The organism is Pseudomonas sp. R3-41, from assembly GCF_054161485.1.
The window spans coordinates 5,576,781-5,594,466 of record NZ_CP096421.1; the positions used below are offsets into that span (position 1 = coordinate 5,576,781).

The 17,686-nt window shown below is 61.1% G+C and carries 13 protein-coding genes; all 13 read right to left on the reverse strand.

All coding sequences use genetic code 11. From position 1 onward, the window contains the following. Positions 1-91 precede the first annotated feature (91 nt). Positions 92-937: a 3-deoxy-8-phosphooctulonate synthase gene (kdsA, locus tag M1D99_RS24110; RefSeq protein WP_053118876.1), complete on the reverse strand. Its 846-nt coding sequence runs from the start codon at positions 935-937 to the stop codon at positions 92-94. Between the two features lie 4 nt (positions 938-941). After that, a complete protein-coding gene (locus tag M1D99_RS24115; RefSeq protein WP_003184880.1) occupies positions 942-2,573 on the reverse strand; it encodes a CTP synthase in 1,632 nt (543 codons plus the stop codon). Between the two features lie 274 nt (positions 2,574-2,847). Continuing rightward, positions 2,848-4,173: a tRNA lysidine(34) synthetase TilS gene (gene tilS, locus M1D99_RS24120; protein WP_458130875.1), complete on the reverse strand. Its 1,326-nt coding sequence runs from the start codon at positions 4,171-4,173 to the stop codon at positions 2,848-2,850. A gap of 150 nt (positions 4,174-4,323) precedes the next feature. Then, complete coding sequence (locus M1D99_RS24125) at positions 4,324-5,271, reverse strand: acetyl-CoA carboxylase carboxyltransferase subunit alpha (RefSeq protein WP_053182408.1); 948 nt, start codon at positions 5,269-5,271, stop codon at positions 4,324-4,326. A 149-nt stretch (positions 5,272-5,420) separates the two neighbouring features. Next, positions 5,421-8,942, reverse strand: coding sequence for a DNA polymerase III subunit alpha (dnaE, locus tag M1D99_RS24130; protein WP_458130876.1), 3,522 nt, complete (start codon positions 8,940-8,942; stop codon positions 5,421-5,423). 191 nt (positions 8,943-9,133) lie between these two features. Then, positions 9,134-9,787, reverse strand: a complete 654-nt coding sequence (gene rnhB, locus M1D99_RS24135; protein ID WP_458130877.1) for a ribonuclease HII — start codon at positions 9,785-9,787, stop codon at positions 9,134-9,136. After that, positions 9,784-10,914 (reverse strand): lipid-A-disaccharide synthase, encoded by a 1,131-nt coding sequence (lpxB, locus tag M1D99_RS24140; protein WP_458130878.1) that lies wholly within the window; start codon positions 10,912-10,914, stop codon positions 9,784-9,786. Before lpxB ends, rnhB begins: the two co-directional genes overlap by 4 nt. 2 nt (positions 10,915-10,916) lie before the next feature. After that, complete coding sequence (lpxA, locus tag M1D99_RS24145) at positions 10,917-11,693, reverse strand: acyl-ACP--UDP-N-acetylglucosamine O-acyltransferase (RefSeq protein ID WP_186705503.1); 777 nt, start codon at positions 11,691-11,693, stop codon at positions 10,917-10,919. Continuing rightward, the gene (gene fabZ / locus M1D99_RS24150; protein ID WP_003184897.1) at positions 11,690-12,130 is read right to left on the reverse strand and encodes a 3-hydroxyacyl-ACP dehydratase FabZ; all 441 of its coding nucleotides are present in this window, start codon (positions 12,128-12,130) and stop codon (positions 11,690-11,692) included. The genes lpxA and fabZ overlap by 4 nt, the downstream gene beginning before the upstream one ends. 105 nt (positions 12,131-12,235) lie before the next feature. Continuing rightward, positions 12,236-13,291: a UDP-3-O-(3-hydroxymyristoyl)glucosamine N-acyltransferase gene (gene lpxD, locus M1D99_RS24155; RefSeq protein WP_186705502.1), complete on the reverse strand. Its 1,056-nt coding sequence runs from the start codon at positions 13,289-13,291 to the stop codon at positions 12,236-12,238. Between the two features lie 3 nt (positions 13,292-13,294). Further along, positions 13,295-13,798, reverse strand: a complete 504-nt coding sequence (locus M1D99_RS24160) for an OmpH/Skp family outer membrane protein (protein ID WP_003184901.1) — start codon at positions 13,796-13,798, stop codon at positions 13,295-13,297. Between the two features lie 45 nt (positions 13,799-13,843). Then, positions 13,844-16,231 carry an outer membrane protein assembly factor BamA gene (bamA, locus tag M1D99_RS24165; RefSeq protein WP_186705501.1) on the reverse strand — a complete coding sequence of 796 codons (2,388 nt, stop codon included), beginning with the start codon at positions 16,229-16,231 and terminating at the stop codon, positions 13,844-13,846. Between the two features lie 74 nt (positions 16,232-16,305). Beyond that, positions 16,306-17,658 carry an RIP metalloprotease RseP gene (gene rseP / locus M1D99_RS24170; RefSeq protein ID WP_434572085.1) on the reverse strand — a complete coding sequence of 451 codons (1,353 nt, stop codon included), beginning with the start codon at positions 17,656-17,658 and terminating at the stop codon, positions 16,306-16,308. Between the last annotated feature and the right edge of the window lie 28 nt (positions 17,659-17,686).

Here is a 17,686-nt window from a genome sequence, read left to right on the forward strand (position 1 = left end):
CCCTCGCCACAGCAAGCCATGCTCCCACAAGAGCAGTGCGGCCAGCGGGCCAGAGCGATAATCGAGCGGTACTTTACCGGAGAAAACCGCGTTACGCGGTTTCTATCGTCGGAAAACCCTTGACCAGCTCATCCAGCGACTTGAGCTGAGACAGGAAAGGTTCCAGCTTGTTCAAGCGCAAGGCACAAGGGCCGTCGCACTTTGCGTTGTCAGGGTCAGGGTGGGCTTCAAGGAACAGGCCAGCCAGGGACTGGCTGATACCGGCCTTGGCCAGGTCGGTGACCTGGGCACGACGACCACCCGCGGAATCGGAGCGACCGCCAGGCATTTGCAGCGCGTGGGTCACGTCGAAGAACACCGGGTACTCGAACTGCTTCATGATGCCGAAGCCGAGCATGTCCACCACTAGGTTGTTGTAGCCGAAGCTCGAACCCCGCTCGCAGAGGATCAACTGGTCGTTGCCAGCCTCCTCGCACTTGCTCAGGATGTGTTTCATTTCCTGGGGCGCGAGGAACTGGGCCTTCTTGATGTTGATCACCGCGCCAGTCTTGGCCATCGCGACCACCAGGTCGGTCTGGCGCGACAGGAAGGCCGGCAACTGGATGATGTCGCAGACCTCGGCGACGACCGCGGCCTGGGCAGGCTCGTGGACGTCGGTGATGATCGGCACGCCGAAGGCTTGCTTGATGTCCTGGAAGATGCGCATGCCTTCTTCCAGGCCCGGGCCACGGTAGGACGTCACGGACGAGCGGTTGGCCTTGTCGAAACTGGCCTTGAACACATAAGGGATCCCCAGTTTCTGGGTGACCTTCACATACTCCTCGCAGACCTGCATCGCCATGTCGCGGCTTTCCAGTACGTTCATGCCGCCGAACAGCACCATGGGCTTGTCGTTGGCAATCTCGATATCGCCGACGCGGATGATTTTCTGGGCCATCGTCTTATGCCTTTTTCTGGTGTTGAGCCAAAGCGGCCTTCACGAAACCGCTGAACAACGGATGACCGTCCCGTGGCGTCGAGGTGAACTCGGGGTGGAACTGGCAGGCGACGAACCATGGATGGTCCGGGGACTCGACCACTTCCACCAGCGCGCCGTCACCGGAACGACCGGAAATCTTCAGGCCGGCCTCGATCAGTTGTGGCAGCAGGTTGTTGTTCACTTCGTAGCGATGACGGTGACGCTCGACGATCACATCCTTGGCGTAGCAATCGTGCACCTTGGAGCCGGCTTCGAGCAGGCATTCCTGGGCACCGAGACGCATGGTGCCGCCCAGGTCCGAGCTTTCGGTACGCACTTCCACGGCGCCGGTGGCATCTTCCCACTCGGTGATCAGGCCGACGACCGGGTGGCCGCTGGCGCGATCGAATTCGGTGGAGTTGGCGTCTTTCCAGCCCAGCACGTTACGGGCGAACTCGATGACCGCCACTTGCATGCCCAGGCAGATCCCCAGGTAAGGCACCTTGTTTTCACGAGCGTATTGCACGGCGGTGATCTTGCCTTCCACGCCCCGCAGGCCGAAGCCGCCCGGCACGAGGATCGCATCGGCGCCTTCGAGCAGGCCGGTGCCCTGGTTCTCGATGTCTTCGGAATCGATGTAGCGCAGGTTGACCTTGGTGCGGTTGCTGATACCGGCGTGACTCATCGCTTCGATCAGCGACTTGTAGGCGTCCAGCAGCTCCATGTACTTGCCGACCATGGCGATGGTGACTTCGTGTTCCGGATTGAGCTTGGCATCGACCACGGCGTCCCATTCGGACAGGTCGGCGCCGGCACACTGCAGGCCGAAACGCTCGACGACGAAGTCGTCCAGGCCTTGGGAATGCAGGATGCCCGGGATCTTGTAGATGGTGTCGGCGTCTTCCAGGCCGATGACCGCGCGCTCTTCGACGTTGGTGAACTGGGCGATTTTGCGGCGCGAAGAAATGTCGATCGGGTGATCGGAGCGGCAGATCAGCACGTCCGGCTGCAGGCCGATGGAACGCAGTTCCTTGACGGAATGCTGGGTAGGCTTGGTCTTGGTTTCGCCGGCGGTGGCGATGTACGGCACCAGTGTCAGGTGCATCAGCATCGCGCGCTTGGCGCCGATTTCGAAACGCAACTGGCGGATGGCTTCGAGGAACGGCTGGGACTCGATATCGCCCACGGTACCGCCGATTTCCACCATCGCCACGTCGGCGTCGCCGGCACCCTTGATGATGCGGCGCTTGATTTCGTCGGTGATGTGCGGGATGACCTGGATGGTCGCGCCCAGGTAGTCACCACGACGTTCCTTGCGCAGCACGTGTTCGTAGACACGGCCGGTGGTGAAGTTGTTGTTCTGGGTCATGGTCGTGCGGATGAACCGCTCGTAGTGGCCCAGGTCCAGGTCGGTCTCGGCGCCGTCGTGGGTGACGAACACTTCACCGTGCTGGAACGGGCTCATGGTGCCCGGGTCGACGTTGATGTACGGGTCCAGCTTGAGCATGGTGACCTTAAGTCCCCGCGCCTCCAGGATGGCCGCCAATGAAGCCGAGGCAATGCCTTTCCCCAATGAAGAAACAACACCGCCCGTGACGAATATGTAGCGCGTCATGAAAAACCCTAGAAGTCTGCGTTAAAGCGGTCCGAGCCGCCGGGGAAAGCGAAGGAAGGCCGAAGCCCCCGATCACCTGCATTAATCACAGTGCACCTTTCAAAAAAACCGCCGCGTTGGGACAGACCGGAAGTGAAATCACCGGTACGTTGCTCGCTACACATTTTTTGGAATCGCCCAGCAAAGACTGCTTGGTAATCGGCAACTCCTGCAATTCAGGCGAATCCACAGAAGTTGTATCAAGAAGGGAGCGTAGTCTACCGGAAAGCCCCTTTCAGCTCAAACCCAGATCTTGGTTTCCTGGCGTCCAGATCAATTGCCAACTGCCATCAGCCTGTGCATCGAGGCCGGCCAGGTTGGCCACCGCCAGCAATTGCTCGCCCTGATAGAGCAGCGGCAATCGGTCGCGAACGAACGCCGGCACGCCCTTTTCGTTGAGCAAACGCTTGAGATCACGATGACCACGGCCAGGTAGCACCATCACTTCGCCGCCTTGACGATAGCGCACGCTAAGCGGTCCCGCAGGCGGCTTGCCGTTGAGCACCAGCTGACCATTGCCCGGCAAGCGCAGCGCAACCGCCGGATCCGCCCAATCGACGGCGCCTGGCGGCGAAGACAGCCAGTGGTCGGATAACCACCAGACCCGCCCGCCGGCCCGGTGCAATTCGCCACCGGCCAGGCGCCAGACTGGCCGGGAATCGTCCGCGGCATCGCGCAACGAATCCCAGCTCGCCCAGTGATCGCTGTCGGGCAGCAGGGTCAGCGGCGCCAGCCAGTGGCTCAAGGCATTGCGCTGACGGGCCGGCGACAACGCCCGCAAAGGCGCCAGCGCCAGGGATTGCAGCCCAAGCCAGTCGAACGCACACGGGGTGGCGGCCTGGGCCAGGTCGATCCGCGCCAAGTCGTCCAGCAAGCCTTGGGCCTCGCCCATGTGCGCTGCGCTGCGAGCCAGGGTTGACGAGGCTTGCGGCCAGTGCTCGGCCAGCATCGGAAAAACCCGCTGGCGCAGGTAATTGCGCGCGTACCGGTGATCGTCATTGGACGGGTCGTCGATCCAGCTCAAGCCTTGCTGTGCCGCATAGGCTTCCAGCTCCAAGCGGGACACATCGAGCAACGGCCGCAGCAGATGCCCCTGGCCCAATGGCCGCTGCCGTGGCATCGCCGCCAGCCCCCTCACCCCCGCCCCCCGCAGCAGGCGAAACAACAGGGTCTCTGCCTGATCATCAAGATGTTGGGCGGTGAGCAGCACTTCATGACTGCCGATCGCCGCGACGAAGGCGGCGTAACGCGCCTCGCGGGCAGCGCGCTCGACACTGGCGCCGGGACGCACGTGTACATTCACCACGTCCAACGGCACGCCCAGGGCCGCACAGACCGAACGGCAATGCTCCGGCCATGCATCGGCCACAGCTTGAAGGCCGTGATGCACATGGATGGCGCTCAGCGCGGGCAAGGCGTGGTGTTGCGAAAGGGTCGCGAGCAGGTGCAACAGGACGGTGGAGTCGAGACCACCGGAGAAGGCGATGCGCCAGGTGGCGGCGTTGCGCCAGGGAATGAGCTGGGTCAGCAGGCGGCTTGGCAGATCGTTGCTTGCGTTCATCGGTCTCAGCCTTGGCACAAATCAAATGTGGGAGCGGGCTTGCTCGCGAAGGCGGTAAATCAGTCAACACATGGGTTGAATGTTAAACCGCTTTCGCGAGCAAGCCCGCTCCCACATCGGCTCCCCACAACTGCTGGAGGCTTGGTCAGATCAGAGACCGTAGCTCATCAACCGCTCATAGCGACGGGTCAGCAGCGCGTCGTTGTCGAACTTCTTGAGCATCGACAGCTGCGAACTCAGCTCCGCACGGATCAGTGCAGCGGCTGCGGCTGGGTCGCGATGGGCGCCGCCCACTGGCTCGTTGATCACTTTATCAACGATGCCCAGCCCCTTGAGACGCTCGGCGGTAATGCCCATGGCTTCGGCGGCATCCGGCGCCTTCTCGGCGGTTTTCCACAGGATCGAGGCGCAGCCTTCCGGCGAGATCACCGCGTAAGTGGAGTATTGCAGCATGTTCAGCTGGTCGCAGACACCGATGGCCAACGCACCGCCGGAACCGCCCTCGCCAATCACGGTGGCAATGATCGGGGTTTTCAGCCGCGCCATGACGCGCAGGTTCCAGGCAATCGCTTCGCTCTGGTTGCGCTCTTCGGCATCGATGCCTGGGTAGGCACCCGGGGTGTCGATGAAAGTCAGGATCGGCATCTTGAAGCGCTCGGCCATTTCCATCAGGCGGCACGCCTTGCGGTAGCCCTCCGGACGCGGCATGCCGAAGTTGCGGCGCACCTTCTCACGCACTTCGCGACCTTTCTGATGACCGATGACCATCACCGGCTGGTCGTCCAGGCGGGCAACGCCGCCGACGATCGCGGCGTCGTCGGAGAAGTGACGGTCGCCGTGCAGCTCATCGAACTCGGTGAAGATGTGGTCGATGTAGTCCAGGGTATAGGGACGACGAGGGTGCCGCGCCAGGCGGGCAATCTGCCAACTGGTCAGCTTGCCAAAGATGTCTTCGGTCAGCGTGCGGCTTTTGTCCTGCAGACGAGAGATTTCATCGCCGATATTCAGCGAATTGTCATTACCGACCAAGCGCAACTCTTCGATCTTGGCTTGCAGGTCGGCGATCGGCTGTTCGAAATCTAGAAAATTCGGGTTCATAGGCGTCCGTCTAGGGTCGACGTCCAAGAGAGCTTGGGCCGGCCGGTTGTCTATTCGCGCCTACCTTAAGGGAGAGGCGCGTTCAGGTCGAGATTAAAAATTCGGGTCGAGATCAGGGGCTTTCCGGTTTCAACAGTGGCCCCTGGCCGTCAACGGTATTGGAGGAAGACGTTGTCTTTGCCGAACTGGTCACGCAAGGCTTGAATCAACGCATCCGCCGGATCGATCCGCCAGCCTTCGCCGAACTGCAGCACGGCCTTGGCATCGGGGCGTACGTACTCCATGGTGATCGGGCAAGCACCGCGATGGCGCTTGAACAACTCGCCCAACCAGCGTAGCTGATCGCCCTTCAGATCCTGGGTCTGCAACTTCAGGCGCAGGCTCTCGGCCAGGTTGGTGCGGGCATCTTCCATGCTCATCACCCGCTTGACCCGCAGCCGCAGGCCACCGGAGAAGTCATCGTTACTGACCTCGCCTTCCACCACCACCATCGCGTCGGTCTGCAACAACGACTGCGCCGAATGGAACGCGTCGGCGAACAATGAGGCCTCGATACGCCCGGAGCGGTCGTCGAGGGTGATGAAGCCCATCTTGTCGCCCTTTTTGTTCTTCATTACCCGCAGGGCGATGATCATGCCGGCGACGGTCTGGGTGTCGCGCGCCGGCTTGAGGTCAATGATGCGCTGGCGGGCGAAACGGCGGATCTCGCCTTCGTATTCGTCGATCGGGTGACCGGTCAGGTACAGGCCCAGGGTGTCTTTTTCACCCTTGAGACGTTCCTTGAGCGTCAGCTCCTTGGCCTTGCGATGGTTGCCGTAGACATCGGCGTCCTCCTCGACGAACAGCCCGCCGAACAGGTCGGCGTGGCCGCTGTCGTGGGTGCGGGCGGTCTGTTCGGCGGCCTTGATCGCCTCTTCCATCGCCGCCAGCAAGACCGCGCGGTTGCGGTCGATGTTGGCCTGGTAGGCCTTCGGCTCGTCGTGGAAGTAAGGTCCGAGCCGGTCCAGGGCGCCACTGCGGATCAAACCGTCGAGGGTGCGTTTGTTGATGCGTTTGAGGTCGACCCGCGCGCAGAAGTCGAACAGGTCCTTGAACGGCCCATCTTGGCGCGCTTCGGTGATGGCTTCCACCGGCCCCTCGCCCACGCCCTTGATCGCGCCGAGGCCATAGATGATCCGGCCCTCGTCGTTCACCGTGAACTTGAACTCCGAAGCGTTCACGTCCGGCGCGTCGAGGCGCAGCTTCATGGTTCGCACTTCTTCGATCAAGGTCACGACCTTGTCGGTGTTGTGCATATCCGCCGACAGTACCGCCGCCATGAACGGCGCCGGGTAATGCGCTTTCAGCCACGCGGTCTGGTACGACACCAGGCCATAGGCGGCGGAGTGGGATTTGTTGAAGCCGTAGCCGGCGAATTTTTCCACCAGATCGAAAATGTTACCGGCCAGGTCAGGGTCGATGCCGTTGGTCGCGCAACCTTCAATGAAACCGCCGCGCTGCTTGGCCATTTCCTCGGGCTTTTTCTTACCCATGGCCCGGCGCAGCATGTCCGCGCCGCCGAGGGTGTAACCGGCCATGACCTGGGCAATCTGCATCACCTGTTCCTGATACAGGATGATGCCATAGGTCGGTGCCAACACCGGTTTCAAGCCTTCGTACTGATAATCCGAGTGCGGGTAGGCCAGCTCGGCGCGACCGTGCTTACGGTTGATGAAGTCATCCACCATGCCCGATTGCAGAGGCCCCGGACGGAACAGGGCCACCAGTGCAATAAGGTCTTCCAGGCAGTCGGGCTTGAGCTTTTTGATCAGCTCCTTCATGCCCCGGGATTCAAGCTGGAACACCGCCGTGGTTTCGGCTTTTTGCAATAGGCTGTAGGTCGGCTTGTCATCCAGTGGGATGAAGGCAATGTCCAGCGGTTCTTCGCCGACCTTGGCCCGGTCGCGGTTGATGGTCTTCAGCGCCCAGTCAATGATCGTCAGGGTCCGCAGGCCGAGGAAGTCGAACTTCACCAGGCCTGCCGCCTCGACGTCGTCCTTGTCGAACTGGGTCACCAGGCCGTCGCCTTCTTCGTCGCAATAGATCGGCGAGAAGTCCGTCAGCTTGGTCGGCGCGATCACCACGCCACCGGCGTGCTTGCCGACGTTACGCACCACGCCTTCGAGCTTGCGGGCCATCTCCCAGATTTCCGCGGCCTCTTCGTCGACCTTGATGAAGTCCCGCAGGATTTCTTCCTGCTCGTAGGCTTTCTCCAGGGTCATGCCGACTTCGAACGGAATCATCTTCGACAGACGATCCGCCAAACCGTAGGACTTGCCCTGCACCCGCGCCACGTCACGCACCACCGCCTTGGCGGCCATGGAACCGAAGGTGATGATCTGGCTCACCGCGTTGCGGCCGTACTTCTCGGCCACGTAGTCGATCACCCGGTCGCGACCGTCCATGCAGAAGTCGACGTCGAAGTCGGGCATGGAGACCCGTTCCGGGTTGAGGAAACGTTCGAACAGCAGGTCATATTCCAGCGGGTCGAGGTCGGTGATCTTCTGCACGTAGGCCACCAGCGACCCGGCACCCGATCCACGGCCAGGACCCACCGGCACGCCGTTGTTCTTGGCCCACTGGATGAAGTCCATCACGATCAGGAAGTAACCGGGAAAGCCCATCTGGATGATGATATCCAGTTCGAAATTCAACCGATCGACATAGACCTGGCGCTTGGCCTCGTAGTCTTCGGTGGTGTCCTTGGGCAACAGGACACTAAGGCGCTCTTCGAGACCGTCGAAGGACACCTTGCGGAAATATTCATCTATGGTCATGCCATCGGGAATCGGGAAGTTGGGCAGGAAGTGCTTGCCCAGCTTCACGTCGATGTTGCAGCGCTTGGCGATCTCGACGGTGTTTTCCAGCGCCTCGGGCAGGTCGCTGAACAACTCGGCCATTTCCTCAGCGCTCTTGAGGTATTGCTGATTGCTGTAGTTCTTTGACCGACGCGGGTCGTCGAGGGCGCGGCCCTCACCGATGCAAACCCGCGTTTCGTGGGCTTCGAAATCTTCCTGCTTGATGAACCGCACATCGTTGGTCGCCACCAGCGGCGCGCCGATCTTGTCGGCCAAGGCCACGGCGGCGTGCAGGTGTTCTTCGTCATTGGGACGGCTGGTGCGCTGCACTTCGATGTAGAAGCGATCCGGAAACACCGCCATCCAGTCGCGGGCCAGGGTCTCGGCTTCCTCGGGGTTGCCGCTGAGCAGGGCCAGGCCGATTTCACCTTCCTTGGCCGCGGACAACATGATCAGCCCTTCGCTGGCCTCGGCCACCCACTCGCGTTCGATGATGATCGAGCCGTTGCGCTGACCGTCGATAAAGCCGCGGGAAATCAACTCGGTGAGGTTGCGATAACCGAGGGCGTTCATCACCAACAGGCTGATCCGGCTCAGCGGCGCGTCCGGGTCCTTGTTCGACAGCCACAGGTCGGCGCCACAGATCGGCTTGATCCCGGCGCCCATGGCAGCCTTGTAGAACTTGACCAGCGAACACATGTTGTTCTGGTCGGTGACCGCCACGGCAGGCATGTTCATGCCCACCAGGGTCTTGACCAGGGGCTTGATCCGCACCAGACCGTCGACCAGGGAGTATTCAGTGTGCAGGCGTAGATGAACGAATGAAGCCGGCATAGTGATCCTGCGTTAAGTCATGAAAACAACAAGGCCCGGATTGTACCGGGCCTTGGGTAAAACATCAGCCAGCAACCCATTCTCTTGAGGATTGAACCCGTGGCGAGGGAGCTTGCTCCCGCTGGGCTGCGCAGCAGCCCCCTTCTTATGGGCGCTTCGCACCCAAGCGGGAGCAAGCTCCCTCGCCACGATCAGGTGAACCCCTCGCTCACGATCAACCCATCACGGGCTTCATAAGCCAGCCGCACCGGAGCGAACGAACGCCTGTGGATCGGCGTTGGCCCAAGGCGCGCCAGGGCTTCGAGGTGCACGGGGGTCGGGTAGCCCTTGTGGCTGCCGATGCCGTAGCCCGGGTAGATCAACTCGAAGGCGGCCATTTCCCGGTCGCGACTGACCTTCGCCAGGATCGAGGCCGCGGCGATGGCCGGTACCTTGCCGTCGCCCTGGATCACCGCTTCGGCGCGCATCGACAGTTTCGGGCAGCGATTGCCATCGACCATCGCCAGCTTCGGCGTGATATGCAGCCCTTGCACGGCACGCTGCATGGCGAGCAGGGTGGCGTGCAGGATATTGAGTTCATCGATTTCTTCGACTTCGGCCCGGGCGATGCACCAGCTCAGGGCCTTCTCGCAGATTTCGTCGTAGAGTTTTTCGCGACGGGCTTCCGTGAGTTTCTTCGAATCATTCAGGCCGAGGATTGGCCGCTTAGGGTCGAGAATCACCGCCGCCGTCACCACCGCGCCACACAAAGGGCCGCGCCCCACTTCATCGACACCGGCCACCAGCTCTTCCACTTCGGCGACCAGGTTGAAGTCCAGGCCCATCTGTAGCTTTACGTTGCTCATGGTTTTGCGCCAATCAGGGTCAGTACCGCGTCAGCCGCCTGGTTGGAGGCATCGCGACGCAGGGTACGATGGATTTCGTCAAAGCCCCGGGTCTGTTCCTCGCCGCCATCGATCAAGGGCAACAGCGTAGTGGCCAGCGCCTCGGCGGTCGCATCGTCTTGCAGCAGTTCCGGCACCAACAGACGCTGGGCCAGCAGGTTCGGCAAGGAGACGTAGGGGCTCTTGACCATGCGCTTGAGAATCCAGAACGTCAGCGGCGCCAGGCGATAGGCGACCACCATCGGGCGTTTGAACAGCAACGCCTCAAGGGTAGCCGTGCCAGAGGCAATCAACACGGCGTCACAGGCCGCCAGTGCGTCATGGGAGCGACCGTCGAGCAACGTCACCGGCAAATCGCGACCGTCCAACAAGGCTTCCAGTTGGACGCGACGCTGGGCACTGGCACACGGCAGGACAAACCGCACACCGGGGCGCAGCGCCAGGAGGCGTTCGGCGGCGTCGAAGAACAAGCCCCCCAGGCGACTCACTTCGCCGCCCCGACTGCCGGGCATCAAGGCCACCAGCGGTCCTTCGGACAGGCCCAACGCCTGGCGAGCGGCCTCGCGGTCGGCTTCCAGGGGAATGGTGTCGGCCAGGGTGTGCCCGACAAACCGCACCGGCACGCCCTTTTCTTCGTAAAAGCGGGCCTCGAACGGCAGCAGCGTCAGCATCAGGTCGCAGCCTTCGCGGATCTTCAGCACGCGCTTCTGCCGCCAGGCCCAGACCGAGGGGCTGACGTAGTGCACGGTCTTGATCCCGGCCTGACGCAACTTGAGTTCAATATTGAGGGTGAAATCCGGCGCATCGATGCCGATGAACACATCCGGTTTTTCGTCGATCAGGGTCTGGATCAGCTTCTTGCGTCGAGCCAGCAGCTCACGCAGGCGACCGAGCACTTCCACCAGGCCCATCACCGACAGGCGTTCCATCGGAAAATAGGAGGTCAGGCCCTCGGCCTGCATCAAAGGCCCGCCAACGCCGATGAATTCCACCGCGGGGTGCTGCGCCTTGAGCGCTCGCATCAGACCCGCGCCCAGAATGTCACCGGAAGCCTCTCCCGCCACCAGTGCAACGCGCACGTTAGCCATGGTCAGCGAGTGATGCCGCGGGTCGAAGACTGGATGGAATCGCGGAAAATCGCGACTTCCGGGTGCTGTGCCGACGCCTCGGCCAGTTCGGCGAGCGCCTGCTCGACGGTCAGGCCCTGGCGGTACACCACTTTGTAGGCACGGCGCAGCGCGGTAATCGCCTCTTCGCTGAAACCCCGACGGCGCATGCCTTCGAAGTTCATGCTGCGGGCTTCGGCCGGGTTGCCGAACACCGTGACATAGGCCGGGACATCCTTGCCGATGGCGGTGCCCATGCCAGAAAAGCTGTGGGCGCCGATATGGCAATACTGGTGCACCAGGGTGAACCCGGACAGGATCGCCCAATCGTCCACGTGCACATGACCGGCCAACGCGGTGTTGTTGACCAGGATGCAATGGTTGCCAATCACGCTGTCATGGCCGATGTGTGCGTAAGCCATGATCAGGTTGTGGTCGCCCAGGGTCGTTTCGGAACGGTCCTGGACAGTGCCACGGTGAATCGTCACGCCTTCGCGGATCACGTTGTGATCGCCAATGACCAGGCGGGTTTCTTCACCTTTGTACTTGAGATCGGGCGTGTCCTCGCCTACCGAGGAAAACTGGTAGATGCGATTGTGACGACCAATCCGGGTCGGTCCCTTGAGAATTACGTGGGGACCGATCACCGTACCCTCGCCGATTTCCACACCTGCGCCGATAATCGACCACGGGCCGACCTCGACATCGGCGGCCAGGACGGCCGTCGGATCGATGATTGCGCGAGGGTCAATCAAACTCATAGTTTGCGTTCCGCACAGATGATTTCAGCGGAGCAGACTGGCTTGCCGTCGACCGAAGCCTGGCATTCGAACTTCCAGATCTGGCGCTTGCAACTGATGAACTTGGCTTCGAGGATCAATTGATCGCCCGGAGTGACCGGCTGGCGGAAGCGCAGCTTGTCAGAGCCGACGAAGTAATAGAGCGTGCCGTCGGCAGGCTTTACGTCGAGCATTTTGAAACCAAGGATCCCGGCAGCCTGGGCCATCGCCTCGATGATCAATACGCCCGGCATGATTGGGTGCGCGGGGAAGTGACCATTGAAGAACGGCTCGTTGATGCTGACATTCTTATAGGCGCGAATGCGCTTGCCTTCAACGTCCAGGTCCACCACCCGATCCACCAGCAGGAACGGGTAACGGTGAGGCAGGTATTCGCGAATCTCGTTGATGTCCATCATTTCGGGGGGAAGCCTATGTAAAGATTGGGAGCGCACGAGTGACGCGCACTCCGCTAGCAAATCAAGATGCCCTAACGGCTGTGCACACTTGATATGGAAATGGTATCAGCCATCTGATGAAGCATTACCGCCAGGGGTCACGTCCCCTACACGCTTTTCCACCTGCTTGAGGCGCCGCGCGATGTCGTCGAGCTGGCGGATACGCGCCGCGCTCTTGCGCCATTCGGCTGCCGGCTGCATGGCTGTGCCGGAAGAATAGGCACCCGGCTCGGTAATCGAGTGGGTCACCATGGTCATCCCGGTCAGGAACACGTTGTCACAGATATCGATATGGCCCACCAGGCCTACGCCACCGGCGAGCATGCAGTGCTTGCCGATCTTGGTGCTGCCGGAGATGCCCACGCAGGCGGCCATGGCGGTGTGGTCACCGACCTGGACGTTGTGGGCGATCTGGATCTGGTTGTCGAGCTTGACGCCATTGCCGATGACCGTGTCGGCCAAGGCACCGCGGTCGATCGCAGTGTTGACGCCGATCTCCACGTCATCGCCAATGGTGACACCGCCGATCTGGGCGATCTTCTGCCAGATGCCCTTCTCGTTGGCAAAACCGAACCCTTCCCCGCCCAGCACGGCACCGGACTGGATCACCACCCGCTTGCCGATGCGCACGTCGTGATACAGGGTGACCCGTGGCGCCAGCCAGCCGCCTTCGCCGATCTCGCTGCGCGCACCAATGACACAATGGGCGCCCAGCGTGACACCAGCGCCGATTCGGGCCGCGCTTTCGATGACCACGAACGGGCCGACGCTGGCCGTGGGGTCAACCACGGCATCTGCGGCGATCACAGCGCTGGGATGAATACCGGCGGCCGATGTCGGCTTGGGATCGAACAGATGGGAAATGCGGGCATACGCCAGGTACGGATCGGGCACGATCAAGGCATCGCCGGCAAAACCATCGGCATCGGCAGCCTTGAGCAACAACGCAGCCGCCCGGCAGTCAGCCAGATACTTGCGGTACTGGGGATTTGCCAGAAAGCTCAACTGAGCTGGGCCAGCCTCTTGCAAAGTGGCTAGCCCAGTAATTGCCTTCTCCGGGTCGCCACGCAGGGTGGCGCCGAGGAACTCGGCCAACTGGCCGAGCTTGATAGTCGCTGTCATGGATTACTTCAGCTGATTCATGCGCTCGATCACTTGGCGCGTGATGTCGTATTGAGGCTTGACATCGATCACTGCGCCACGCTCGAACACCAGGTCAAAACCACCTTTCTTGATGACTTCTTCCACAGCGCTGTCGAGTTTCGGCTTGAGTTGCTTGAGCATTTCGCGGTCAGCAACAGCTTTCGCTTCGTTCAGCTCCTTGGACTGGAACTGGAAGTCACGGGCCTTTTGCTTGAATTCAAGCTCCAGACGTTCGCGCTCACCCTGGGCCATCTTGTCGCCACCGGCGACCAGACGGTCCTGGATACCCTTGGCGCTGCTTTCCAGGCCCTTGAGCTTGGTCAGTTGCGGGCCGAATTTTTTCTCGGCATCCACGGCGTATTTCTTCGCCGCGTCGGATTCCAGCAGGGCCATCTGATAATTCAGCACGGCAATCTTCATGTCGGCAAAAGCCGGACCGGCAACCAGTACGGTCGCCAGGAGAACCAATTGAGTCAACTTACGCACGATGCACTCCTACAAAATCCATTGTCGTTATCTTGGGCCGGACGCTTAGAACGTCTGGCCGAGGGAGAATTGGAACACTTGGGTTTCAGCGTCATCCGGTTTCTTGATCGGCATCGCCAACGCGAAGCTCAAAGGACCCAGTGCGGTGACCCAGGTCACGCCCACACCGACGGAGCTGGCCAGGTTGCTGAGGCTGATGTCGTTGCACTCTGCGTTGGATGACGTGCCATTGTTGTTGGTAGGTTTATCGCAACTGGAATCGAATACGTTACCCACGTCCCAGAATACCGAGGTACGCAGGGAGCGCTGATCCTTGACGAACGGCATGGGGAACAGCAATTCAACCCCGCCCTGAATCAGGACGTTACCACCGAATGGCAGCGGATCCTGATCCGGGTCCCGGATGGTCCCCTGGTTGCCAGTCTCAGCTGCACCGCGACTCGGCGTACTGCGTGGGCCTAAGGTACTGTCCTTGAAGCCACGTACCGAGTTGAAACCACCGGCGTAGTAGTTCTCGTAGAACGGCAGGCCGTCGGTCGAACCGTAGCCATCGCCATAACCAAGCTCGGTGTGCAGGCGCATGGTGTAGTTGTCAGACAGCGGCTGGAACAGCTGGCCGCGGTAGTCGAGCTTGAAGAACGACAAGTCGCTGCCAGGCGTGGTGGTTTCCAATACCAGGCTCTGGGAACGGCCACGGGTTGCCAGCACACCCTTGTTCAAGGTCGACTCGGACCAACCAACAGAGGCTTTGAAGTTCAGGTACTTGTCGCCTTCCTTATCGACGAAATCGAAGATCTCGTCAACGGTGTAGCGACCGGTGCTGATCTCGTCCTGCTGGGCGGTGAGGCCGAATGTAAGACGCGAAGTCTCGCTGATTGGATAACCTACGTTGACGCCGGCACCCAAGCTGTCTACTGCATAGCTGGAGACATCGGAATCGAGTTCGTCATAGTCGGTGGTGCGGTAGAAGGCGTTGTAGCCCAGGCTCACGCCGTCAGCGGTCCAGTAGGGGTCCACGAAACCGAAGTTATAGCGGGTCTGGTATTCGCTGCGGGTCAAGCCGATGCTGACCTTGTTACCGGTACCCAGGAAGTTGTTCTGGGTGATCGAGCCACCGAGGATCAAGCCGGCACTCTGGGCGAAACCGACGCTGGCGGTGATCGAACCGGAAGCCTGCTCTTCGACGCTGTAGTTCACATCGACCTGGTCATCGACGCCCGGCACGGCCGGCGTCTCGACGTTGACTTCCTTGAAGAAGCCCAGGCGCTCGAGACGGGTCTTGGACTGGTCGATCAGGTAGGTCGACGCCCAGCCACCTTCCATCTGGCGCATTTCACGGCGCAGCACTTCGTCCTCGGACTTGGTGTTGCCACGGAAGTTGATGCGGTTGACGTAGGCACGCTTGCCCGGGTCCACGGCGAAGGTGATGTCGACGGTATGGTCTTCATCGTGCGGCTGCGGCACGCCGCTGACGTTGGCGAAGGTGTAGCCCTCGTTACCCAGGCGGCGGGTGATCAGCTCGGACGTGGTGGTCATCAGCTTGCGCGAGAACACCTGGCCCTTCTGCACCAGCAACAGCGACTTGACCTGGTCCTCGGGAACCTTCAGGTCACCGCTGAGCTTGACGTCACGAACGGTGTACTTCTCGCCTTCGTTGACGTTGACGGTGATGTAGACGTGCTTCTTGTCCGGGGTGATGGACACCTGGGTCGAAGCGATGTCCATGTTGATGTAGCCACGGTCCAGGTAGTAGGAACGCAGGCGCTCCAGGTCACCGGAGAGTTTTTCACGGGCGTACTTGTCGTCGTTCTTGAAGAACGACAGCCAGTTGGTGGTCTTGAGTTCGAACAGGTCGATCAGGTCTTCATCCGGGAAAACCGTGTTGCCCACCACGTTGATGTGCTGGATGGCCGCCACGGTGCCTTCGTTGATGTTGACCTTCAGGCCGACGCGGTTGCGCGGCTGCGGCACCACTTCGGTGTCGACGGTGGCCGAGTAGCGGCCCTGGGCGACGTACTGGCGTTGCAGCTCGTTACGCACGCCTTCGAGGGTGGCGCGCTGGAAGATCTCGCCTTCGGCCAGGCCGGACTGCTTGAGGCCTTTCATCAGGTCTTCAGTGGAGATCGCCTTGTTGCCTTCGATCTCGATACTGGCGACCGACGGGCGCTCGACTACCGTGATGACCAGGACATTGCCGTCACGGCCCAGCTGGATATCTTGAAAGAAGCCGGTCTTGAACAGCGCACGCGTGGATTCCACCAGGCGCCGATCATCCGCCTGCTCGCCGACGTTCAACGGCAAGGCACCAAAGACGCTACCCGCGGAAACCCGCTGGAGGCCGTTGACGCGAATATCAGAGATAGTGAAGGACTCGGCGTGAACTTCGGCGATCATCAATACGGTGAGAACCGCAGTTAGCAGCAGACGTTTCATGAAGTCCTTTCTTATTCCAACTGGCAATAAACAAACTGCCGCAAAATGCGGCAGATTCGCAATTCAGCGAAGCGTTACAGACGACCCAGATCGTTGACGAGGGCAAGCAACATGACCCCGACCACCAAGCTGATACCGATCTGTATCCCCCAACCTTGCACCCGATCCGACAAGGGACGACCACGCGCCCACTCGATCAGATAAAACAGCAGATGCCCCCCATCCAGTACCGGGATGGGCAGCAAATTCAGAACCCCCAGGCTAATGCTCAGATAAGCAAGGAAATTCAGGAAATCAGCGACGCCCGACTGGGCAGAAGCGCCCGCCACTTTAGCAATGGTTATCGGTCCACTCAAGTTTTTTACCGAGAGCTCGCCGAACAACATTTTCTTGAGCGAGTCCAGCGTCAGGATGCTCATGGTCCAGGTACGACGCGCACCCTCGCCAATCGCCGCCACAGGGCCGAAACTGACTTCGCGGATCATTTCCGGTGGCCAGTCGACCGCCTTGACGCCCGCCCCCAGGTAACCGGTCGGCGCCTTGCTTTCGCCACGGGCGGCCAGGGTCACCGGGACGTCGATTGGAGCACCGTCGCGCTCGATGCGCAGCAAAATCTTGGTATCAGGACGTACACGAACCGAATCGACCACCTGCTGCCAGTCGCTGACCGGCTGGCCATCGAGGGCCAGCAACCGATCGCCGGTCTTCAGGCCGGCAGCCTGGGCCGGGCCTTTCGGGTCGAGTTCGGCGAGAACCGGCGGCAACGCCGGACGCCAAGGCTTGATCCCCAGGGAACGGATCGGATCCGGCTCGTCGGCGCCCTTGAGCCAGTTGTCCAGGATCAGTTCGCGAGGCGAATCCACCGTGGAACCCTGCTCGCGCACCATTAACTGCAACGAACCGCTCTCACCCAGGCGACGTACCAGCTGCAGGTTGACCGCCGCCCAGCCCGATGTCGGCTCGCCGTCGATCGCGACGATTTCCTGCCCGGCACCCAGCCCGGCACGAGCGGCAACGCTGCCAGCCTCTACGCCACCGATGACCGGACGCACCTGCTCGCTACCCAGCATCGCAAGGCCCCAGAAAAACACCAAGGCCAGCAGGAAGTTGGCAATCGGTCCCGCCGCGACGATGGCGATACGCTGGCGGACGCTCTTGCGATTGAAGGATTGGTCGAGCTGATCGGCCGGGACTTCGCCTTCGCGCTCGTCGAGCATCTTGACGTAGCCGCCCAACGGGATAGCCGCCACGACGAACTCGGTGCCTTGCTTGTCGTGCCAACGCAGCAATGGCATGCCAAAGCCCACGGAAAAACGCAGGACCTTGACGCCACAGCGACGCGCGACCCAGAAATGACCGAATTCGTGAAAGGTGACCAACACCCCCAGCGCAACCAGGGTGCCGACAATCATATAGAGCGCGCTCATCTGTTTTCTCCGCAATCCTGTCCAAGGC